The organism is Desulfuromonas thiophila, from assembly GCF_900101955.1.
Lineage (GTDB): Bacteria > Desulfobacterota > Desulfuromonadia > Desulfuromonadales > Desulfuromonadaceae > Pseudodesulfuromonas > Pseudodesulfuromonas thiophila.
The window spans coordinates 87,165-110,142 of sequence record NZ_FNAQ01000003.1 but is presented as its reverse complement, the minus strand read 5'-3'; the positions used below and the strand labels follow the sequence as shown (position 1 = coordinate 110,142).

The following is a 22,978-nucleotide window of genomic DNA, read 5'->3' as shown; positions in this document are numbered from 1 at the left end:
GCCCCGCAGGCCAGCGGTTATCCTGCCTCTGCAGGCACCAGGAGACCCCTGTCACCCCACCACGGCAGGTTCACAAGAGCCGCTTGCCGTTCACCTCCAGCTGCGCATCCCGATAGCGAACCGCCGTCTGATAGCCCTCGGCCGTTTTGGTAAAAAACGGGCTCTGATCAATAAAACCCTGCAGCTGGTCTCTGACTTGGGCCACCGCCTCCGCCGACGGCGCCTGTTCTGCCGTCTCAAGACCCTGCAGCACCACAAACAGCGTCGCCATTTTCTCCACCAGCTGCGAAGAAAACCGCAGCTGCCCTTCGGCGCAACCCAGCCGCGAAAAATCGCTGAAACCCGAGGCCAGCAGGGTTTCGATATCCTCCAGCGTCGCCTTGCCGGAACCTTGCAGCACCGCAGCATCAACGGTCACGGCCAGGTTATTGATTTCCAGCGATGGTCTGTCATCGAGAATATCCACCAACAGCGGCACGGCCTGATCGACCAGCGCCGGCAGGCGATCCTCATCGGCCGTCGCACACTGCTGCTGCCAGGTCAGCAGCCGGTTCAGCGCGGCGCCATCCAGATCCCGCAGCGTCGTTTGCAGGTCAATATCCGTGAGCGGAAGCGTCCCGACCTGCACCAGAGCCATCTGGTATCGCGCCGAGCTGACAAAGCTCGGCTCAAGGCGGGTCTCGGCGTTCAACTGCAGCCCACGTGCCTCCAGCTGCAGTGGCTGTGCCGCATCCGTCAGAGCAATCCGCTCCAGCTGCAGCGTCCCCTCACCCACCAGAGGATTCTCCTTGTCGGGCTGGCGCGAATCGGCAACCAGATTGGTACAGCGCAGGGTTGTTGACCCCTCGGTCAGGCAAATCTCGGGCAACTGAAGCCGCGCCTGACTGGCCGAACCCTGCTGCCGGAAGTGCACAGTGGCGGGCGCCACGTTCAATTCTGTCGTTTCATCCAGCGCAACCGCCAGGGCGGGCACGGCCGCAACCGAATCAAAGCCGCCAACACCAACCTGAGTGGTCAGGGTCGCCGCCGACAGGCCCTGAATATCCAATTCGCGCAACAGGGCCGCCGTCGCCGGATCATCCAGAGCAAAGGACGAATGAATTGTCGTGCCGGTCAAACCGGAGCTCAACCGGTGATTGAGCAGTAATTCACCCTCTCCCACCGTGATGGCAGTTTCCGCAAGCGTTGAAAACAGGCCCGATTCCACCCGGCGCAGCTGCACCGCCAGGGTTCCCTCTTCATTGACAGCCGCCACCCATTCCTTCAGCTGCGGCACATGCCGGCTCGTCTGATAGTACAGCAGCCCCACTGCGGCACAACCAACCAGCAGGACAACAGCGACTACAGGCTTCACAAATTTCATCGTCATGTCTTCCTTTTCCAAAAACGTCCGTAGAGAAGTGAAAGAAACAACAGGAGCTGCTGAGGCGCCATGGAACCCTCATGCCCTGACCAAGATTGCCAGAATTATTGGAGCCAACGGAAAAAGCAAGCATTCTAATTTTCTCCGGCCTCCGTTTGTTCTGCGATGATCATATTCCATGCTATACTGCTGAACCGCTCCATAATTAAAACAATAATAAATATTATTTTAATCGGGTACAGTCGCCGGCTCGTGGCGCCACACCGCCGGCTTGATCGATTTCGGAGGGACCGCCCCATGGAATCCGCCAAAGCTCTCAGGATCCTCTGGCCCCTGGGCCTGATTCTCTGGACCGGCCTGATTCTGCTGCTCGGCTACCAGCAACAGCAGCACCACCGGCAAGCGGTCCTGGACATGGCCCGAGCTGAAGCCATCGGTAGCTACAACAAGGACCTGGTCTACCGCCGCTGGGTCGCGCGCCAGGGTGGCGTCTATGTCAGCACGAGTGCTTACACCCCGGCCAATCCCTATCTGGCGCATCTGCCCGAGCGCGACATCACCACCAGCACCGGCAAACCCCTGACCCTGGTCAACCCGGCCTACATGACCCGCCAGGTCCACGAACTGGCCACCGAACAGTACGGCAACCGCGGCCATATCACCAGCCGCAAGCCCCTGCGGCCGGAAAATGCCCCCGATGCCTGGGAACGCGCCAGTCTGGAAGCCTTCGCCCAGGGCGTGCCGGAAACCCTGAGTGTCGCCGAGATCGACGGTGCACCCTATCTGCGCCTGATGCGGCCGATGATTACCGAGGTACCCTGCCTGAAATGCCATGCCTGCCAGGGCTATCAGGCCGGCGAGCAACGTGGCGGCATCAGCGTCTCCATTCCGCTGCGCCCCTATCAGGCCATTCAGGCCCAGCTCACCCGCCTCGGCACCATTCATCTGGCCATTCTGTGGCTGCTGGGTCTGCTGTTCTTCCTTTATTTCAAGCGCGTGGTCGATGCCCGCATCCGTGAAGTGGAACAGGCCCGCAGCGCCGTTGAGCAGTCGGAGCGCAAATACCGCCTGCTGTTCAACGAAATGGAGATCGGCTTCGGCCTGGCCGATACCGCCAGCGGCGAAATCCTCGACTGCAACCCCTGTCTGGCACGGCTGGTGGAACGCAGTCCGGCCGAGCTGATCGGTCAGAAACAGAGCATCCTGCACCCCGAGGCGACCACTCCGGAAGGCCTGACGGAAGACTTCGTCGCCCGCCGTCAGGCACCACAGGGCAATATCCTCAATGCCCAGTTGCTCACCAAAAGCGGTCAGATCCGCGAGGTGGAGATTCAGACGCGCCGGCTGGAACTCGATGGCCGGCAGCTGTTTCTCGGCATGTTCAAGGATGTCACGGACCTGCATGCCCATGCCCGACAATCCTTCCTGCTGCTGCAGGCCATCGAACAGAGCCCCATCGCCATTCTCATCACCGACCTCCAAGGTGTGCCGCAATACATCAACCGCTACTTCAGCGTGCAAAAGGGCTACCGGCTGGCCGACCTGCAACGGTCCGACAACCCGGTCCATCAGTTTCTCAGGCGCCACATCGCGGACTTTCGCCAGAATGGTGCGGCGACCGGAATTGTTCCCGCCGACTGGACCGAAGAGCGACTGGCGCAGCGCAAAAACGGTTCGACCTACTGGGAACGCAGCAGCTTTTCTCCGGTTTACGACCAGCAGGGCCAGCTCAGTCATTTTCTAATGCTGGGCGAAGACATCAGCGACGAAAAAAACAGCGCCCTGCAGTTTGAGTATCTGGCCACCCACGACAGCCTCACCGGCCTGGCCAACCGCCTGCTGCTGCACGATCGCACCGATCAGGCCATCCTCAAGGCCAAACGCCAGCGCCAGCAGGTGTTTCTGCTGTTACTGGACCTCGATCGCTTCAAAATCGTCAACGACAGCCTCGGTCACGATATCGGTGACCAGCTGCTGCTGCAGGTGGCTGAACGCCTGCGCGGCGCCGTGCGGGAATCGGATACGGTAGCGCGGCTGGGCGGCGACGAGTTCGTCGTGCTGTTCCCCGAGGTCAACAGCGATGCCACCATTGTCGATCTGGCCGAAAGTATTCGCCGGGCTATCGCCAACCCCATCCGCATCCAGCAGCGGGAGATTCTGGTGACGGCCAGCATCGGTCTGAGCCAGTATCCGGCTCATGGCGACAGCTGCGCCGAGCTGATCCGCCACGCCGATCTGGCCATGTACCGGGCCAAGGAAAGCGGCAACTGCCTGTGCAGTTTCGATCCGGCGATGGATCAGCGGATGGCGGAAACCCTCGAAATCGAATCGGATCTGCGCTACGCCCTGACGCGCGACCAGTTGCTGCTGCATTACCAGCCCAAGGTGGCCTGCGCCACTGGCCAGCTCATCGGCATGGAGGCCCTGCTGCGCTGGCGTCATCCTGAAAAAGGGCTGATTTCACCGGCCCTGTTCATTCCAGTAGCCGAGCAGACCGGCCTGATCGGCGAGATCGGCAGCTGGGTACTCGACACGGTCTGCCGTCAGATCGCCGACTGGCAGCGAAACGGTCTACAGCCGGTAACGGTGGCCATCAACCTGTCGGCTCGCCAGTTTGAGCGGGCCGATCTGGCCTGTCAGATTCACGACCAACTGCAGGACTGCGGCGTTGCCGCTGGTCTGCTGGAGGTGGAACTGACCGAGGGCCTGATCATGAAGAAGCCCCTGGCGGCGGTGCAGATCATGGAACAACTCAAGCAATACGGTGTGCGCATTGCCCTGGACGATTTTGGCACCGGCTACTCCTCCCTCAACTATCTGCGCCGTTTCCCGCTGGATGTGCTCAAAATCGACCGCTCCTTTGTCGACGATCTGGGCGAGGATCGCAGTGCTGAAGCCGTCGCCACCAGTATCGTCTCCATCGCCCACAGCCTGGGATTGCAGGCGGTGGCCGAAGGGGTCGAAACCGAAATACAGCTGCGCTTTCTGCGCCAGATTGGCTGCGACCAGGTACAGGGCTACTACTTCCACAAGCCGCTGCCGGTCGAAGCCATCACCGAACTGCTGGCACGGTCGCAGCAGGGGTAAACCCGTGCCTGGCCCTTTTCCAACCGCCTGCGGTTGACATCGCCGGGCATGCTGCCTATCTTGCCGACGGTTCGTTCAACCCCCAACCCAGGAGGAATTTCGCCCATGACGGCACAGAAGCACCCGTTCAAGGCCGAGGTCAACAAGATCCTCGAACTGATGATCCATTCGCTTTACTCGCACAAGGATATTTTTCTGCGCGAGCTGCTTTCCAACGCCTCCGACGCCATCGACAAGGCCCGCTACCAGTCCCTGACCGACAACAGCCTGCTGGAGGGCGGCGACGATTGGAAGATTGAGCTCATCGCCGATAAAGAAGCCGGTACTCTGACGGTGCGCGACAACGGCATCGGTATGACCCGCGACGAAGCGGCCGAGGCTCTGGGCACCATCGCCCACTCGGGCACCCGCGAGTTCATGAAGATGCTGGAAAGCCGCGAGGTCAAGGATAATCCTGAACTGATCGGCCAGTTCGGCGTCGGTTTTTATTCCGCCTTCATGGTGGCCGACCAGGTCAGCGTGCTGACTCGCAAGGCCGGTGCCGCTGCCGATCAGGCGCTGCTGTGGCAATCCGACGCCGACGGCAGCTACAGCATGGATGTCGCCGACAAGCCCGCCAGGGGTACCGACGTCATTCTCAGGCTGAAGGACGACGCCAAACAGTATCTGGAAGAATGGGAGCTGCGCAAGATCGTCAAGCAGTACTCGGATTTCATCGAATATCCCATCGTCATGAACGTCAGCCGCAGCAAACCCGACCCCGACGATGCCGAAAAAACCATCAGTGAAACCGTCGAGGAGACACTCAACTCCCGCAAGGCCATCTGGCTCAAGGACAAAACCGAAATCAGCAGCGAGGAATACAACGAGTTCTACAAACACATCTCCCACGATTTCAGCGATCCGGCCAGGATCATCCATTACCGCGCCGAGGGCACCACGGAATTTTCCGCCCTGCTCTACCTGCCCTCGAAACGGCCCTACGACATCTTCTACCAGGACTACAAGATTGGTCCGACCCTCTACGTCCGCCGGGTGCAGATCATGGATCACTGCGAGGCCATGCTGCCGACCTGGCTACGCTTCGTTCGCGGTGTGGTCGAATCCTCCGACCTGCCACTCAACGTCAGCCGTGAGATGTTGCAGGACAACCAGGTGGTCAACCGCATCAAGAAAAGCCTGACCAAAAAGGTACTCGACAGCCTGGCCGACATGAAGAAGGACGAGCCGGAGGCCTACGCCACCTTCTATGCCGAATTCGGGCGCATTCTCAAGGAGGGCATCCACCACGATTTCGAACGGCGTGAAACCATCGCCGAGCTGCTGCTGTTCGAATCAACCGCAACCGAGGTCGGCCAGAAAACCACCCTGGCCGAATACATCGAGCGCATGCAGCCGGAACAGAAGGAAATCTACTACATCACTGCCAGCGACCGCGCCAGTGCCGAAGCTTCGCCCTACCTGGAGGTGTTCAGGGCCAAAAATATCGAAGTACTGATCATGACCGACGACTTCGACGACATCATCATCAGTGGCCTGGGAGCCTATAAGGAAAAGGATTTTCAGTCGGCGCTCAAAGGCGATCTGGATCTCGGTGACGGCGACAAGGATGAAAAAGAAGAGAAGAAAAAAGCCTTCAGCGACCTGCTCGGCCTGATGCAGGACGAACTCAAGGACCTGGTCAGCGAGGTGCGCCTGTCGGGCCGGCTGAAGGATTCCGCCGTTTGCCTGGTGGCCGGCGAGCACGATCTCGACCCCAAGATGGCCCGCATGTTCCAGGCCATGGGGCAGGAGGTGCCTAAGGGCCAGCGTGTGCTGGAGGTCAATCCCGACCATGAGCTGATCGGCCGCATGAAAGAGCTGTTCAGTCAGACACCGGACAGCCCGCGACTGAAGGAATATACCGGCCTGCTGTACGATCAGGCCCTGCTGCTCGAAGGCGAGGCGCCGCGCAACCCGGCCGCCTTCGCCCGCAGCCTGGCCAAGCTGATGGCCGAGCACAGCGGCATCTGACGCAGCAGCCCCTTAACACTTCGACACGAACCAGCAACGCCCCGCAACCATCAGGTTACGGGGCGTTGCTGGTGGCGGTGTTCTTCAAAACGCTGATTCCGGAAGCGTTCCGATAGGTATCGCCAGGATATTTGCCATCAACCGGGGAGAACAAACGGGCACGGCAGGAGCACAAGAAAACCGCTGCAGCCCCAAAGCAAAAAGGCCGCCCTTTTCAGGGCGACCTAAGTGCTTGATATTATTGGTCGGGATGAGAGGATTTGAACCTCCGGCCCCCTGCTCCCGAAGCAGGTGCGCTACCAGACTGCGCTACATCCCGATACGATCAACTGACGGATTCTGAACCTGGCCTTTGGCGACAGCCCAAAACCGAGGCAGATTACTACCATAACCACCGACCGAAGGCAAGATTCTTTTTGCCCTGGCAGCAAAAACTATTCCGGCGCCGTCATGGTGGCGTGGTATTCCTGCAGGCTGCGCAGACGCCCCAAGCCACGACGGCGGGCGGTGATGCCCCGGGCGGCAGCCAGGGCGGCGGCGATGGTGGTAATGTAGGGCACGCGATAACGGATAGCCGCCTTGCGGATATAGGAATCATCATGCAGGCTGCGGCGACCGACCGGGGTATTGATGACCAACTGGATTTCGCCATTCTTGATGGCGTCGGCAATATTGGGCCGGCCTTCGTGCAGTTTCAGGATACTGCGGGCCTCAATGCCATGCTGCTTCAGATAGGCACAGGTGCCAGCGGTGGCGCGCAGTTCAAAACCCAGCTCGACAAACAGCCGCGCGGCGATCAGCGCATCGGCGCGGTCCTCTTCGGCCACGGTCAGCAGCACGGTACCTTCCAGTGGTAGCGGTGAGCCGGCAGCTTCCTGGGCCTTGTAATAGGCCAGGCCGAAATTGTCGGCCAGACCCAGCACCTCGCCGGTGGAACGCATCTCCGGTCCCAGCAGCGGGTCAACCTCCGGGAACATGGCAAAGGGGAACACCGCCTCCTTGACACCGACATGGCGGTACTGCTTGCGCACCAAGCCCTGCTGGGCCAACTTTTCGCCCAGCATGGCGCGCACGGCCAGGCGCGGCATGGGAATGTCACAAACCTTCGACACCAGCGGTACCGTACGGCTGGCGCGCGGGTTGGCTTCAAGAATATAGACCTTGCCCTCGGCGATGGCGTACTGAATGTTGAGCAGGCCAACCACGCCCATGGCCACGGCAATGGTGCGGGTATATTCCTCGATGGTGGCCATCTGGGCGTCGGTCAAGCTCACTGGCGGCAGCACGCAGGCCGAATCACCGGAATGGACACCGGCCAGCTCGATGTGCTGCATCACCGCTGGCACAAAGGCATCCTCACCATCGGCGATGGCGTCAGCCTCGACCTCGATGGCATTGTGCAAAAAGCGATCCACCAGAATGGGCCGCTCGGGCGACACCTGCACAGCCTTGCTCAGGTATTCACGCAGCATGACCTCATCATGCACCACCTCCATGGCCCGCCCGCCCAGAACATAGGACGGCCGCACAATGAGGGGATAACCGATACGCTCGGCAATACTGAGAGCCTGTTCCTCGGTGCGGGCCATGCCTGACGGCGGCTGGGGGATGGCCAGCTTCTCCATCAGGGCATTGAACTGCTCGCGATCCTCGGCCAGATCAATGGTGGCCGGGCTGGTGCCCAGAATGGGCACACCAGCCTCTTCCAGTTCACGGGCAATGTTCAGCGGCGTCTGACCGCCAAACTGCACCACCACGGCCTCGGGCTGCTCCTTGTGGTAGATCGACAGCACATCCTCTACAGTCAGCGGTTCGAAATAGAGTTTGTCGGAGGTGTCATAGTCCGTTGACACCGTCTCGGGGTTACAGTTGATCATCAGGGTTTCATAGCCGGCCTCACGCAGGGCCAGGGCCGTATGGACGCAGCAATAATCAAACTCGATGCCCTGGCCGATGCGGTTGGGACCACCACCCAGCACCAGAATCTTGCGTTTGTCCGACACACTGACGCTGTCTGGTGCGTTGTAGGTCGAATAATAATAGGCGGCATTCTCCACCCCGCTGACCGGCACCGCCTCCCAGGCCTGGTGTAATCCCAGTTCCAGCCGCCGCTGGCGCACGGCCTTTTCGCTCAATCCAAGCAATTGAGCCAGATAGCGATCGGCAAAACCGTCACGCTTGGCCTGCAGCAACAGGGCATCGGGCGGCAGACTGCCGCGGTGGTGCAGAAGCTGTTCCTCCAGCTCCACCAGTTCACGCATCTGCTGCAGAAACCAGGGTTTGATATGGGTCTTGCGGTAGAGCAACGCGATATCGGCGCCCTTGCGCAAGGCCTCGTAGAGGATGAACTGGCGCTCGCTGGATGGTTCGGCCAGCAATGCCAACAGTTCGTCGAGACTTTTGTGGTGGAAATCGGCGGCAAAACCGAGGCCGTAACGACCAATTTCAAGCGAGCGTATGGCCTTCTGCAGCGCCTCCTTGTAGTTCTTGCCGATGCTCATGACCTCGCCAACGGCGCGCATCTGGGTACCGAGACGATCCTGCACCCCCTTGAACTTCTCAAAGGCCCAGCGGGCAAACTTGACCACCACATACTCACCGGACGGGCTGTATTTCTCCAGCGTGCCATCACGCCAGTAGGGAATCTCGTCCAGGGTCAGGCCGGCAGCCAGCTGAGCCGACACCAGGGCAATGGGAAAACCCGTCGCCTTGGAGGCCAGGGCCGATGAGCGTGAGGTACGCGGGTTGATTTCAATGACCACCACCCGGCCGCTGGCAGGATCATAAGCAAACTGAACGTTGGTACCACCGATCACCTCGATGGCATCGACGATGCGATAGGCGGCCTCCTGCAACTGCTGCTGCAGGTCGGCAGCGATGGTCAGCATGGGTGCGGTGCAGAAGGAATCGCCGGTGTGGACACCGACAGCATCGACGTTCTCAATGAAGCAGACCGTAATCTTCTGTCCCTTGGCGTCGCGCACCACCTCCAGCTCCAGCTCCTCCCACCCCAGGATGGATTCCTCGATCAGCACCTGGCTCACCGGGCTGGCCGCCAAACCACGGCTGACAATGGTTTCAAACTCCTCCAGGTTGTAGGCGAAGCCGCCGCCGGTGCCACCCATGGTATAGGCTGGCCGGATCACCACCGGCAGACCGATACCCTCCACCAGCCGCAGGGCTTCCTCCAACGTGGTGGCGATTTCACTGCGCGGCGTTTCGATGCCAAGACGCTGCATCGTCTGCTTGAAGGTTTCACGGTCCTCGCCGCGCTTGATGGCGTCAAGATTGACACCGATCACCCGCACGCCGTAACGATCAAGCACGCCCTGACGCGCCAGCTCGCTGGCCAGATTCAGGGCTGTCTGCCCGCCCAGATTGGGCAGCAACGCGTCGGGCCGTTCCTTTTCGATGATCTTGGTCAGACTGGCAACATTAAGCGGTTCGATGTAAGTCGCATCGGCCATCACCGGATCGGTCATGATGGTGGCCGGATTGGAATTGACCAGCACAATGCGGTAACCTAGCTTGCGCAAGGCTTTGCATGCCTGGGTACCGGAATAATCAAACTCGCAAGCCTGGCCGATGATGATGGGGCCAGAACCGATAATCAGAACGGTTTTTACGTCGCTTCGTTGCGGCATAATTCTTCACTCCGTGTTGGCCGGCACCCCATTGTACCGGCGGCTGTTGCGGGGAATATCGCAGAAAAGCGCTTGCGACGCAACCACCGCACCCGCACCCTGAAAACCAAAAACCCCCTGGTCACCGATGCGACCAGGGGGTTTTTGGTTTAGCGCTTCTCAGCTACGCACAGTTCCGGGCAAATCAGAACTTGTAGCCCACCGAAACATAGCCACTGAAGGCCTTGCCGTCTTCGTCGCCATAGACAAATTCCTCGTCCGACTCGAAGATGGCATAGCTGCCTTGCAGCTTGGTAAAGCAGACATCCGAGAAGTTGTAGGTTCCCCCCAAGGTGAACTCATACTGCTCGTAAGACAGATCGGAGTACTCGTCGATCAGGTTGTTTTGCTGCCAGTCGTCATAATTAACTGAAGCATAGGCACCCGGCGTTTCGATACCGGTCTGGCTGATCGGGGTGGTCAGGTTGTTCTCGGGATAAACCGACATCCGGTCACCAAATTTCCAATCCCAGCTGTCATCAGCCTTGTTGTAAATGACCGAAGCGTTGAGGAGCAGTTTCTCCGTGGCCTGGTAATCAGCACTGAGAGACAGGGTGTGAACAAAGGACTCATACTCGGCGATGCTGCAGATCGACCCAAACTGGGCCGAGGAGACATCGTTCGCTCAGCCATGGTACCAGCCAACGCAGGCGCGATTTTCGGCATCCTGGTTGCTGAAGTTGTACGCCATGGTCAGGTTCAGCTTGTCGCTCGGGGCATACCAGAAGGTGGCACCGGGCACAATGGTGGTTCTTTCGTATTTGACGCTGTCGTTTTCTTCGTAACGCAGGCGGGCATAGAACGTTGCCGCCATGTTGCTGGCCGGAGCCCAGGTGGTGCTCAGTTTGGCCTCATGCACATCCTCCGGCAGGTTGGTCGATTCCAGCTCGCGGTTGGGATAGACCGAGGTCCAGTAGTAGGTGGAGGAGCCGGTCAGATAATCCGCCGTGTTGAGGTAGCGCAGGCCGCTGCCGCCATCGGCACCACTGCGCTGGGCGATGCCCACTTCAGCGCCGGCAAAGGGCTCATCGATATTCTGATACTCGTAGCTGACACGACCCGACAGCGTATCGCTCAGGCGTGTTTTAAGAGCCGCTTTAAGGGTATGGGTTTCCGTTTCGCCCAGTTCTTCCTCATCGCGGTCAACTTCTTCATACTCATAGCCCAGACGCAGCGTGGTGGCCTTGGCCAGACGGAATACCACATCGGCACCGGCTTCCTTGACCTCACGCGCTTCGGCCGAATGGTAGGCCGAGGTCGCGTCGAACGGCAGGACATAGGTTGAGCTGGCAATCGCCGGGATGTAAAGCTCATTGTGATCGGCATCGATCTCGTAAGCCTTGCCACGCAGCGACAGGCTGACGTTGTGGCCGACCTTGGTGGCCAGTTTGGCAGCAAACGATTCGTACTCACTGGCAAGCTCATCGCCACTCAGCAGCACATAACCATCCTGCACCTCGGACTTCGAGCTTTCGATATCCGATTTGACATAGCTGGCCGACACCGTGGTATTGGCCGGCAGATCGACGCGGGCCTTGACCATGTGGGTTTCTTTTTCCGAATCCGGCGTGCGGCCGAATTCGTAGAAGTCACCGCCATAGATCATCTGGTTCGGCGCGCTGGGGTTCTGCATCACGTCATAGAAGCGAACCGGGGTGCTGCCGTCTTCGTTGAAGTTGCGGTTGAGGTATTCGTAGTCCACCGTCAGCAGACCAAACTTGCCGCTGGCGCCCAGGGTGAACTCTTCGGTACGCTCGTCAATATTTTTGCCGACGGCGGAGACATGGCAACCGTCGCATTTCGACAGGCCAATCGCCTGCTCCATGCCCTCACGGGTTTCCACGCGGGAACCGGCCTTGAAGGTAATGTTGGACAGTTGCGGAATCACCAGTTCAGCTTCGTTCTTCCACTCACGACGGGTCACAATGTAATTGTTGCTGACTTCCTGCTCCCAGGCCACGGCCGGGTCATAGGTATTGATCACGGCGCCGCCCACAGCAGCGTTGGGATTACCGGTCGCTTCAATCAGATCAGCATAGATCTTGTCGGTCGTGGTGCTCGGCTGCGAACCACCGATGTCGTCACGGGCGGTCGCGCCCATCTGCGACAGGGTTTCGTGATCCTTGTGGTGCTCCAGCACATTCAGCTCACTTTCGAACTTGAACACGCGGCCAACGTCCAGACCCAGTTCATGTTTCTGGTCACGCGGGCCCATGGTCTGGCTGTCAACCTCCAGCACAAAACCACCTTTTTCAAACTCCAGATCCAGTTGCGGCGCCAGGGAAATGCCATCTTCGGCGCGAACCGAACCATATTCGTTAACACGTGCCGCATTGTCGTCGGTGTTGATGCCGCTCATGCCCAGTTCCCAGGAACCACTGACATGGGCCGCACCCTCTTCCGCCAGGGCCAGAGTGGAACCGGCCGCCAGCGTCAGGACGGACAACAGTGCAAGCAGCCAGAATCGGCTTTGCTTCATAATGTGTGCCTCCTTCTACAGAATTAACGGGTCAGGCCGTGACCGCTGAGCGGCTGGGACGGATAATCACTGCCATGAACCACCTTGTGACAGGTGGTACACTTGGTGCCGAACGAGGTCTGGAAACCTTCGCTGCCATGAACATTGACGATATCGGCCTGAGCCTGGGCAGCAGCGCTGGTTCCGGTCGGCGTGGCCGAGTAATCGGACGAACGAAGCACGTGGAAGTGACCCTCGTGGCACTGCAGGCAGAGGAACGGCTCGTTCTGCACCAGCAGGTTGTTGGCCACGCTGCCGTGGGGATCGTGGCAGATGGTGCAATCGTCCTCAACCGGAGCATGACCGAACACAAACGGACCCTGATAGCGGGTGTGGCAGTTCAGGCACAGATCGTTGAGACGCTCGTCGGTGTTGAGGCTCTCACCCGTTGCACCATGAGCATTGTGGCAGCTGGAGCAGTTCATCTTGCCTTCCTTGAGCGGATGGCTCGACGGGAAATGCATCTTGGCCTGTTCTTCCTGATGGCAGCTGACGCACAGCTCCGGATCTTCCTGCTTCAGGCTGAACTTGCCAACGCCGTCGTGAATGCTGTGGCAATCGACGCAGCCGACATCGCTGAGGGCATGGGCGCTGTGGGTGTAATCCATCAGCTTGCCTTCGGTGTGACACTTGGCGCAGAGGGCCGAAGCCTGATCGGCCGGCAGCTCGGCGGGACGAAGAATGAATTCGGTGTCGCCGTCATTGTTGACGTGCAGACAGCCGGGGCCGTGGCAGGCCTCGCAACCGCGCTCGGCACCCATCAATTCCCAGTTGGCCAGGCGGCCATGGATGGTCTTGGCGAACCCTTCACCGCCTGTCGAAGCGGGGAACATGTCGCCGGCCATGTCATCGTGACACTCAGCACAGGTCTCCTGACCTGAATACTTGGCGCCCTCGATTACCGGCAGGGTCAGCACCTTCTCGCGGATGGTACCGGTGGCACAGGCCCCCAGAACCAACAACAGAGGAAGGCCTTTCACCAGCCACGAGGCCTTGGTGATAAACGTCCTTCGCATGTTTTCTCCTTTCCTTCTTCCTCCAAAAGTGAAAGTTCTTAACCGCAGAAAACGATAGCAGGATACAGGTTAAAGTATCGCACCTCCTTTCCCGGACTAAGAAAATCGCGCGGTTGCAGTCGCCAGAGCCCTTCCCGAAGCCCTGCCCGCTGCGGCTGCCGCGCTCCACAACCCGTGTACAATACTGTTGTGAACTGGTAGGGTAAAGCGAATGATTTTTATGACCCTATAAGCAGCCCTTATACTTTCATTTTCATACATACAGGAATATCAATGGAAACCCAATATCTGCGCACCCTGCTGATCGCCGCCAGTGAAGGCAGTTTTTCGCGCGCAGCCGAAAAGCTGCATCTGACCCAATCCGCCGTGTCGCAGCGCGCCAAAAGCCTGGAAGCCTGCTGTGGCACCCAGCTGTTCGACCGCAGTGGCTCCAGTCTGATGCCGACCACAGCGGGACTGCAGGTGCTCGACGCCGCTCGCCGCATCCTTGATATCGAGGATGCCATGTTCAGCGCCCTGCGGCAGTTGCAGCAACGTCGCCGATTGTCGATCTGCTGCACAGCAGCCTTTGGCGTCGCCCACCTGCCTGAGGTTCTCAAGATCTTCATGCCTCTGCAGGCCGATATTGACGACTTGCGCTTTCTGTTCAGTACGCCCGCGCAGGCCCTGGAAGGCCTGCGCGGCGGCGAGTTTGACGTGGCCATCATTGAACATCTGGCCGATCTGGACTTCGGCCCACTGCACACGCTGCCCCTGCCGCAGGACGAAATGATCTTCGTCAGCGCACCGGCCCTGCAACTCCCCGCCGGCAGCGTACGGCTGGAGCAGCTCTATCCCCATAGCCTCATCACCCGCCGCGACGGCTGCAGCTGCCATGACCTGCTGTCACGCAATCTCAGTCAAAGGCAGATTGATTTCAGTGCTTTCCGCAAGGTGCTGATGCTGGACGATTATGGTCTGATGCTGCGCGAAGTGCTGTCAGGCCAGGGCATTGCTTTTCTGTCACGCTCGGTGGCCTTGGCCCATCTGGCGAATGGCCACCTGCGTGAACATCGGGTCAAGGGCTTCGACCGTGTCCGCCTGCGCAGTCTGGTGGCGCGCAGCTGCAGCGAAAATCCGTTGCAGCATGCCTTCATGACCTGTGTGCTGGACTATTTCGCCGCCGCCTCTGCCACATCATGAGCCCACTGTCAGCTACTGAGGTCTACCATCGGCTGTTCGCCGCCTTCGGCCCGCAACACTGGTGGCCGGCTGACAGCCCCTTCGAGGTCATGGTCGGCGCCATCCTGACCCAGAACTGCCGCTGGCAGAATGTCGAACGCGCCATCGCGGCACTGAAAACCGCCAACGCCCTGAGCCCCCGTGCCCTACTGGCGCTGCCACCGGCCACCCTGGCTGAGCTGATCCGGCCAGCTGGCTTCTTCAACCAGAAGCAGCGCAGCCTGCGTGGTCTCTGTCAGGTTCTGCTGGCCGAGGCCGACGGCGACACCGAACGCTGGCTGCGCGGCCCCACCACGGAGATTCGCCACCGGCTGCTGCAGCTGCGTGGCATCGGCCCGGAAACGGCCGACAGCATCCTGCTCTACGCCGGCAACCACGCCATCTTTGTCATCGACGCTTACAGTCGCCGCATCGCCCAGCGGATTGGCTGGTTCGACAGCCCACCGGCTTACGCGCAACTGCAGCACCATTTCACTGTCGCCCTGGCCAGCAGCGCAGCCCTGTTCAACGAATACCACGCCCTGCTGGTGGAACTGGCCAAGCGCCACTGTCTCAGCCGCCGCCCCCAGTGTGATGGTTGCCCCCTGCACAGCGGCTGTCAGACCGCCCGAACGGGAGGCTGACAGCGCCCTTTTCCTTGACTTCTGCCCCTGACCCCGCTAGTTTTCTGGGCTTGTCAATTTCAGCTCCATCTGCACGGAACGCCGATCTTCGGCCCCCGCGACGAGGCCCACCATGGACTATAAAAATACCCTCAATCTGCCCCAGACCGATTTTCCCATGCGCGGCAACCTGCCCCAGCGGGAACCGGAGATGCTGCGCCATTGGCAGGAGACGGGTCTGGAAGAACAGATCCGCCAGGCCGGCACCGGCAAACCCCGTTTTGTCCTGCACGACGGCCCGCCCTACGCCAACGGTCATACCCATATCGGCCACGCCCTCAACAAGATTCTCAAGGATATCATCCTGAAAAGCCGGCGCATGCAGGGCTTTGATGTCCCCTATGTGCCGGGCTGGGACTGTCACGGCCTGCCCATCGAGCTGATGGTTGACAAGCAACTCGGCAGCAAAAAACGCGACCTGAGCGTGGTTGACATTCGCCGCGCCTGCCGTGCCTATGCCCGCGAGTGGGTCCAGATTCAGGCCGACGAGTTCCGCCGCCTCGGCGTACTGGGCCAGTGGGATCAGCCCTATCTGACCATGCACGACAGCTACGAAGCCGCCACGGCGCGCGAGTTGGCCCGCTTTGCTGAACGCGGCGGCCTGTACAAGGGCAAGAAACCGGTGCACTGGTGCAGTTCCTGCGTTACAGCCTTGGCTGAAGCCGAGGTGGAATACGCTGATCACCGTTCACCATCGATCTTTGTCGCCTTCCCCTATGTCGACGAGCTGCCGGCGGAGCTCAACGCCCTGGCTGGCCGCGACCTGGCCTTTGTCATCTGGACCACCACTCCCTGGACCATTCCGGCCAACCTGGCCGTCTGCCTCAATCCCGAGTTGGACTATGTCGCGGTCGAAATGGCCGACGACCACCGGTTGCTGGTCTTCGCCGAGGGGCTCTATCAGACGGTGCTGCAGCAACTCGGCCGCAGCGGCCAGGTACGGGCCAGTTTCAAGGGCACCCTGTTCGAAAAGCGCCGCTGCCGCCATCCGTTCTACGACCGCGACTCCCTGATCATTCTTGGCGACCATGTCACCCTTGACGCCGGCACCGGCTGTGTCCACACCGCTCCCGGTCACGGTCAGGACGACTATACCGTCGGCCTGCAGTATGGTCTCGACATCTACAACCCCGTGGACGACTACGGCCGCTACCGCGACGAGGTGGAACTGTTCGGCGGCATGAAGCTGGAACAGGCCAACGAAGCGGTCTGCACCAAGCTGTCCGAGGTGGGAGCACTGCTGCAACAGAGCGCTATCAGCCACAGCTATCCGCACTGCTGGCGCTGCAAGAAACCGGTGATCTTCCGCGCCACGGCCCAATGGTTCATTTCGATGGAAAAGAACGATCTGCGCCAGCAAGCGCTGCAGCAGATCGACCAGGTCCGCTGGATTCCGACCTGGGGCCGCGAACGCATTCACGGCATGATCGAAAAGCGGCCGGACTGGTGCGTCAGCCGCCAACGCAACTGGGGCGTACCCATCACCGTGTTTTACTGCGACAAGTGCGGCGAGGCCCTGTGCGACGGCCCCCTGATGCACCGGATTGCCGATCTGTTTGAGAACGGCGGCAGCGACCAGTGGTACGAGAAGAGCGTCGCTGAACTGCTGCCGGCCGATACCCGCTGTGGCGCCTGCGGTCATGACGCCTTCCGCAAGGAAACGGACATTCTCGATGTCTGGTTCGATTCCGGCGTCTCCCACGCGGCCGTGCTGGAGCAGCGCGCCGAACTGGGTTCGCCAGCCGATCTGTACCTCGAAGGCAGTGACCAGCACCGCGGCTGGTTTCACTCCAGCCTGCTGGCAGCCGTCGGCACCCGCGGCGTCGCGCCCTACAAGGCCGTCCTGACACACGGCTTCGTCGTTGACGGCCAGGGCCGCAAAATGTCGAAATCCCAGGGTAACGTTGTCGCGCCTGAGGTGGTCATCAAGAAATACGGCGCCGAGGTGCTGCGCCTGTGGGTGGCGGCACAGGACTATCAGGACGATATCCGCATCAGCGAGGAAATCCTCCAGCGGCTGTCCGACGCCTACCGCCGCATCCGCAACACGGCGCGCTACATTCTCGGCAACCTTCACGATTTTGACCCGGCCCGTGACAGCATGGCGGACAGTGACCTGGTCGAACTCGACCGCTGGGCGCTGGCCCAGCTGGAGCAGCTGGTCGAACGGGTTGAACGGGCTTACAACGACTACCAGTTTCATGTGCTCTACCACGCGGTGCACAACTTCTGCAGCGTCGAGCTCAGCGCCATCTATCTCGACATTCTCAAGGACCGGCTTTACACCGCGCCGCCAGCCAGCCGCGAACGGCGCAGCGCCCAGACGGCCATGTACCGCATCCTCGATGCCCTCACCCGCCTGATCGCGCCGGTGCTGTCGTTCACCGCTGACGAAATCTGGCGTGAACTGCCGGGCGAGCGTGAAACCAGTGTCCATCTGGCCAACCTGCCGCGTTTCGACAACCGTCTGCACGACGCGGCACTGGAGGAAACCTACGAACGATTGTGGGCTGTGCGGTCCGAGGTGGCCCGCCAGTTGGAGCGCGCGCGCGACAGAAAACTCATCGGCAACTCCCTCGAAGCCTGCGTCAAGCTGGCGGCAACCGGAGCCACCGCCGAGCTGCTGCAACGCTATGCTGCTGAATTGCCGACCCTGCTGATCGTTTCACAGACGGAGCTGGTCGACCAGCTCGAAGCCGGTGAAGCAGCCCAGCAGGTAGCCGGGCTGCGCATTGCCGTGGAACGGGCGGCGGGGGAAAAGTGCGAACGCTGCTGGAACTATTCCACCGCCATCGGCAGCGACAGCAACCATCCGACCCTGTGCCCGCGCTGTGTCGCCGCACTGCGGGCCGGAGCCGGAGCCTGACCCGCGTGCTGGCTTCCTACCGCCTGCTGCTGCTGGTCGGCGCTATCGTCCTGCCGCTCGACCAGTGGACCAAGTATCTGGTGACTCAGCATCTGAGCCTGCATCAGAGCACAACCCTGTTGGCTCCGGTATTGAACCTGTGTTATGTGCAGAATACCGGCGCAGCCTTCGGCATTCTGGCCAACAGTGCCCTGCGGATTCCCTTGCTGGCCGGCGTGGCCCTGGTTGCCGGTGGCGTCATCCTGTGGCTATTGCCACGGCTGCAGGCCCACCACCACTGGCAACGCCTGGGGCTGTCGCTGATCTTTGCCGGTGCCATCGGCAATCTGATCGACCGGGTACGCCTTGGCGCGGTTATCGATTTCATCGACGTGCATTGGCGCCAACATCATTGGCCGGCGTTCAACATTGCCGATTCCGCCATTACCCTGGGGGTGGCCTGCCTGCTGATCGATCTGTGGCGCACCCGCCACCATGACACCCGCTGACATCCGAAGGAGAAATGCCATGAAATGCACTGCCCGCATCAAGACGGCCCTGCTGTGGCTATTGCTGGGACTGAGCCTTCTGACCACCGGCTGCGAATGCGTCGCCGGCTTTGGGCGTGACGTACAGCACACCGGCCGCTGGCTGGAGGAAACCTCCAACGAGGTCCGGCAGCGCTGATAGCGTCGGGCCACCAGCAGGTGCCGGTTCAGCCGGCGGCAAAACGACGCAGTTGACGCTGTAGAAAATCCCGCACCCGCGCCTCATGGGATACCACTAGGCCATGACCGGCCCCCACCACCAATTCCAGCTGGACCGGCGCAAGTGGCGGCCGCAATACGCGATCGGCGTCGCCATGCAGCGCCACCACCGGACAACCGGGTCGGCCCGGCGGAAAACTGCTGACGGCCAGAGCACCGCCGCGCCGCAGCAAATCGTCCGGCGTATCGTTCAGCATCTGCTGCGCCAGCGCCAGCTGCTCGGGCCGGGCCGGGCCGAACAGTGCCCGCAGAAACGGTTTGCTCGCCAGTAGGGGACGCACCAGCGCCAGCGGCAACGGAGCCGCCAAACGCTGCAGCCAGGGCGCAGCCGGACTCAGAGCAGTGCTCGACAGGGCACCGGCCAGCAGCACCAGGCCCTGCACGGGCTGGCGACAGGCGATTTGAGTGGCCAACAGGCTGCCAAAGGAACAGCCTCCAATCAGATCTGCTGGGCCGATTTGCCATTGGGTAGCCGTGCGCCGGGCGTAATCCGGCCAGCATTCCCCCACCTGGGGCACCAGCAGGCGCGGGCACAGCAATTCCCGCTCCAGCCCAACAGCCCGCAAACCCTGATACATGCGCTCGTCGGCCGCCAGCCCCGGCCACAGAATCAGCCGCCCCGATGGCCTTGCGTTTTTGGTCGGATTCATGCCATCTCTCCCGCGTTGCTCCTGTTGCTCGGATTGATGCCTGCACAAACTTCTTCAGCGACACAGACCGCCACTGTGCCACAGCCGACAAGAGGGCAACAAACACAAAAGCCCGACAGAAAAATCTTGACAGGGCGGCGATTCGCCCTAAAATGAAATCGGATTTCAAAATCAACCGCTCCCGGAAGGTGTTCTATGCTCTGTTCCCTGCGGCAGCTGCAGCTGCACGATAAAGCCACCATCGTAACCATCGGCGCCGCCGGCGAACTGGGCCGGCGCATCCGCGACATGGGCCTGGTACCGGGTACCGAGATCGAAATCGTCGGCCGGGCGCCACTAAAGGATCCGGTTGCGCTGCGCCTGCGTGGCTTCACCCTGACCCTGCGCAACAACGAAGCCGATTTCATCACCGTCCAAACCGAGGATCATAGCGCATGAACACCTGCCGACTGGCCTTCGCCGGCAATCCCAATGCGGGCAAAACCACCCTGTTCAACACCCTCACCGGCGCGCGTCAGCACGTCGGCAACTATCCCGGCATCACCGTCGAACGCAAGGAAGGCCAGCTGCGGCATGACGACTGTGATCTGGCAATCGTCGACCTGCCGGGCTGCTATTCGCTGACCGCCTACAGTCAGGAAGAACTGGTGGCCCGCGAGGTGCTGGTCAATGAGCGGCCGGATCTGGTGGTCAATGTAACCGATGCCACCAAGCTGGAACGGCACCTCTACCTGACGGTGCAGTTTCTTGAACTGGGTGTACCGCTGCTGCTGGCACTCAACATGATGGACGATGTGCGCGCCCGTGGGCTACAGATCGACCAGCAGCGTCTGGCCGAAGGACTGGGCTGTCCGGTGGTGGGCGTCGTGGCCCGCAGCGGCGAGGGCCGCCAGCAACTGCTCGACAGTGCCATCGTCGCTGCCCGCCAGCGCCAGGGTGGCTGGCAGGGGCTGCAACTGTCCTATGGCCCGGATATTGATCCGGTACTGGAAGATCTCAGCAACCGCATCGCCGCTGCCGGGCTGCTGGCCCAGCGTTACCCGGCGCGCTGGCTGGCCCTGAAATACATCGAGGGCGACGATCAGATTCTGGCTTTGGGACAACAGACCGACAGCAGCCTGTCCCGCCAGCTTGAGGAAACCGTCGACCAGCTGCGTGAGCACTGCCTGAAAACCCTCAATACCTTCCCCGAAGCCATCATCGCCGACTACCGCTACGGTTTCATCCACACCCTGCTCAAGGAAACGCTGACCTATCCGCAAACGACCAACCGGCTGGATGTCACCGACAAGATCGACCAGGTACTGACCCACAAGCTGGCCGGTCCGCTGTTGATGCTGGGCCTGCTCTACGCCATGTTCCACATCACCTTCACCCTGGGTGAATACCCGATGCAGGCGCTCGAGTGGCTGTTCGGCCTCATCGGTGACGGCGTCCGCGCCCTGTTGCCAGAGGGTCATTTGCAGTCGCTGCTCGTCTCCGGCATCATCGATGGCGTCGGCGGCGTGCTCGGCTTTGTCCCGCTGATTATCATCATGTTCCTGATGATCGCCTTTCTGGAGGACTCCGGCTATATGGCGCGGGTGGCCTATATGCTCGACAAGGTGTTCCGCACCTTCGGCCTGCATGGCAGTTCGGTGATGCCCTTTATCATCTCCGGCGGCATTGCCGGCGGCTGTGCAGTGCCCGGCGTGATGGCGGCCCGTACTCTGCGCAGCCCCCGCGAAAAACTGGCCACCATCCTGACCGCGCCCTTCATGCCCTGTGGCGCCAAGATACCGGTATTCCTGCTGCTGATCGGTGCTTTCTTCGCCAACCACCGGCCGCTGATCATGTTTCTCATCACCCTGACGGCCTGGGCCATGGCCCTGCTGGTGGCACGGCTGCTGCGCTCGACCCTGATCCGCGGCGAATCGACGCCCTTTGTCATGGAACTGCCGCCCTATCGCTGGCCGACCCTGCAGGGTCTGCTGATCCACACCTGGGAACGCACCTGGGAATACATCCGCAAGGCTGGCACCGTGATTCTGGCCATTTCGGTGCTGCTGTGGACCGCCATGACCTTCCCCACCCTCGATGCAGGCAGCCTGGCAGCCTTCGACCAGCAACGCACGACCATCGCTCAGCAGATGAACGAGAGTGAAGCACAACAAGAAGCCCTCGCCGCCATCGACCGGGCCGAGAGTACCGCGGCCCTTAAGCACTCCTTTGCCGGCCGGTTGGGCCAGATGCTGGAACCCGTCAGCCAGTGGGCCGGGTTCAACTGGCGCACCAACATCGCCCTGCTCGGTGGAGTGGCGGCCAAGGAGGTGATTGTGTCGACCCTGGGCACGGCCTATTCCCTCGGTGAGGTCGATGTCGAGGAGGCCGACAGCCTGGTCGAACGCATCCAGCAGGATCCGGACTGGAACCAGGCAGCGGCTCTGGCAGTCATCCTGTTTGTTCTGCTTTATGCCCCTTGCTTTGTCACCCTGGTGGTCATGGCTCGCGAATCCAGCTGGGGCTGGGCCTGCTTCGCCCTGCTGTTCAACAGCGCCCTGGCTTTTGCCCTGGCCTGTCTGGTCTATCAGACCGGTCTGCGGCTGCTGTAGCGTCGCACTGCGGGCCAAGCGTTTTTTTCTGGACAGCGCAGACAAAGCCTGTATAGTAATCCGCGTTTGCGATGAAGAGCCAGCGGCACATCGCCCTGGCCTGGACTGAGAAAAACCAGAAAAAGGAGAAGAACGATGGCTCACACGATTAACGACGATTGCACCAGCTGTGGCGCATGCGCCGATGTCTGCCCGGTAGAAGCGATTTCCGAGGGCGATGGCAAGTACGAGATCGACGCTGACACCTGCACCGATTGCGGCGCCTGTGTTGACGCCTGCCCGGTAGGCGCCATCGAAGGCTAAGCCTTCAGACGGCGTTTGACCGTTGTCACACCCGAAGGCGGGGACCATCAGGTTCCCGCCTTTTTTCGTTGTCACAAAATCAATCCATTAGGGTTCAATACTTGTTTATGGGCGCCCAGCCATGGGCTCTGCCGGCTGTTTTTCACCAGCCTGCTGAAAGCTGCCGGCAGGCCTTTTCCGCCACGGAAATTTGTTCTGGCGCTGATTCATTCAGCAATCCGGCAACCCTGCACCTGTCACAAACATACCTCTTCAGCTT

The 22,978-nt window shown here is 60.7% G+C and carries 15 protein-coding genes and 1 tRNA gene; 10 read left to right on the top strand and 6 right to left on the bottom strand.

The window, feature by feature from the left end:
- Nucleotides 1-70 precede the first annotated feature (70 nt).
- Nucleotides 71-1,363 carry a DUF945 family protein gene (locus BLR80_RS04360; RefSeq protein ID WP_171906307.1) on the bottom strand — a complete coding sequence of 431 codons (1,293 nt, stop codon included), beginning with the start codon at nucleotides 1,361-1,363 and terminating at the stop codon, nucleotides 71-73.
- 297 nt (nucleotides 1,364-1,660) lie between these two features.
- Here BLR80_RS04360 and BLR80_RS04355 point away from each other — a divergent pair, with 297 nt between their 5' ends.
- On the top strand, nucleotides 1,661-4,450 hold the full coding sequence (locus BLR80_RS04355; RefSeq protein ID WP_092076654.1) for an EAL domain-containing protein: 2,790 nt from the start codon (nucleotides 1,661-1,663) through the stop codon (nucleotides 4,448-4,450).
- Between the two features lie 105 nt (nucleotides 4,451-4,555).
- Nucleotides 4,556-6,463 (top strand): molecular chaperone HtpG, encoded by a 1,908-nt coding sequence (gene htpG, locus BLR80_RS04350; RefSeq protein WP_092076652.1) that lies wholly within the window; start codon nucleotides 4,556-4,558, stop codon nucleotides 6,461-6,463.
- 242 nt (nucleotides 6,464-6,705) lie between these two features.
- On the opposite strand, the gene BLR80_RS04345 is transcribed toward htpG, so the two are convergent.
- From BLR80_RS04345 to BLR80_RS04325, 4 genes are all read right to left on the bottom strand, one after another.
- Nucleotides 6,706-6,782 (bottom strand) — tRNA-Pro (locus BLR80_RS04345).
- Nucleotides 6,783-6,897: 115 nt separating this feature from the next.
- Complete coding sequence (gene carB / locus BLR80_RS04340) at nucleotides 6,898-10,107, bottom strand: carbamoyl-phosphate synthase large subunit (RefSeq protein WP_092076650.1); 3,210 nt, start codon at nucleotides 10,105-10,107, stop codon at nucleotides 6,898-6,900.
- 184 nt (nucleotides 10,108-10,291) lie between these two features.
- Complete coding sequence (locus BLR80_RS04330; protein ID WP_263046539.1) at nucleotides 10,292-12,625, bottom strand: GSU2204 family CXXCH-containing (seleno)protein; 2,334 nt, start codon at nucleotides 12,623-12,625, stop codon at nucleotides 10,292-10,294.
- Nucleotides 12,626-12,648: 23 nt separating this feature from the next.
- Nucleotides 12,649-13,680 (bottom strand): GSU2203 family decaheme c-type cytochrome, encoded by a 1,032-nt coding sequence (locus BLR80_RS04325; protein ID WP_092076644.1) that lies wholly within the window; start codon nucleotides 13,678-13,680, stop codon nucleotides 12,649-12,651.
- A gap of 273 nt (nucleotides 13,681-13,953) precedes the next feature.
- On the opposite strand from BLR80_RS04325, the gene BLR80_RS04320 reads away from it, so the two are divergent.
- The 5 genes from BLR80_RS04320 to BLR80_RS12875 all read left to right on the top strand — a co-directional run bounded on the left by BLR80_RS04320 (nucleotide 13,954) and on the right by BLR80_RS12875 (nucleotide 19,095).
- On the top strand, nucleotides 13,954-14,862 hold the full coding sequence (locus BLR80_RS04320) for a LysR family transcriptional regulator (protein ID WP_092076642.1): 909 nt from the start codon (nucleotides 13,954-13,956) through the stop codon (nucleotides 14,860-14,862).
- Nucleotides 14,859-15,524: an endonuclease III domain-containing protein gene (locus BLR80_RS04315; RefSeq protein ID WP_092076640.1), complete on the top strand. Its 666-nt coding sequence runs from the start codon at nucleotides 14,859-14,861 to the stop codon at nucleotides 15,522-15,524. The genes BLR80_RS04320 and BLR80_RS04315 overlap by 4 nt, the downstream gene beginning before the upstream one ends.
- Nucleotides 15,525-15,636: 112 nt before the next feature.
- Nucleotides 15,637-18,429 carry an isoleucine--tRNA ligase gene (gene ileS, locus BLR80_RS04310; protein WP_092076638.1) on the top strand — a complete coding sequence of 931 codons (2,793 nt, stop codon included), beginning with the start codon at nucleotides 15,637-15,639 and terminating at the stop codon, nucleotides 18,427-18,429.
- 5 nt (nucleotides 18,430-18,434) lie between these two features.
- A complete protein-coding gene (gene lspA, locus BLR80_RS04305; RefSeq protein WP_092076635.1) occupies nucleotides 18,435-18,917 on the top strand; it encodes a signal peptidase II in 483 nt (160 codons plus the stop codon).
- Nucleotides 18,918-18,936: 19 nt separating this feature from the next.
- Entirely contained in the window at nucleotides 18,937-19,095 is a 159-nt protein-coding gene (locus tag BLR80_RS12875; protein WP_171906304.1) for a hypothetical protein, read from the top strand.
- A gap of 28 nt (nucleotides 19,096-19,123) precedes the next feature.
- On the opposite strand, the gene BLR80_RS04300 is transcribed toward BLR80_RS12875, so the two are convergent.
- Nucleotides 19,124-19,825 (bottom strand): alpha/beta fold hydrolase, encoded by a 702-nt coding sequence (locus tag BLR80_RS04300; protein ID WP_092076633.1) that lies wholly within the window; start codon nucleotides 19,823-19,825, stop codon nucleotides 19,124-19,126.
- Nucleotides 19,826-20,020: 195 nt separating this feature from the next.
- Between BLR80_RS04300 and BLR80_RS04295 the strand changes: the two genes are divergently transcribed.
- From BLR80_RS04295 to BLR80_RS04285, 3 genes are all read left to right on the top strand, one after another.
- Complete coding sequence (locus BLR80_RS04295; protein WP_092076631.1) at nucleotides 20,021-20,263, top strand: FeoA family protein; 243 nt, start codon at nucleotides 20,021-20,023, stop codon at nucleotides 20,261-20,263.
- Nucleotides 20,260-22,416 (top strand): ferrous iron transport protein B, encoded by a 2,157-nt coding sequence (feoB, locus tag BLR80_RS04290; RefSeq protein ID WP_092076629.1) that lies wholly within the window; start codon nucleotides 20,260-20,262, stop codon nucleotides 22,414-22,416. The genes BLR80_RS04295 and feoB overlap by 4 nt, the downstream gene beginning before the upstream one ends.
- A 135-nt stretch (nucleotides 22,417-22,551) precedes the next feature.
- On the top strand, nucleotides 22,552-22,719 hold the full coding sequence (locus BLR80_RS04285; RefSeq protein ID WP_092076627.1) for a DUF362 domain-containing protein: 168 nt from the start codon (nucleotides 22,552-22,554) through the stop codon (nucleotides 22,717-22,719).
- Nucleotides 22,720-22,978: the final 259 nt, after the last annotated feature.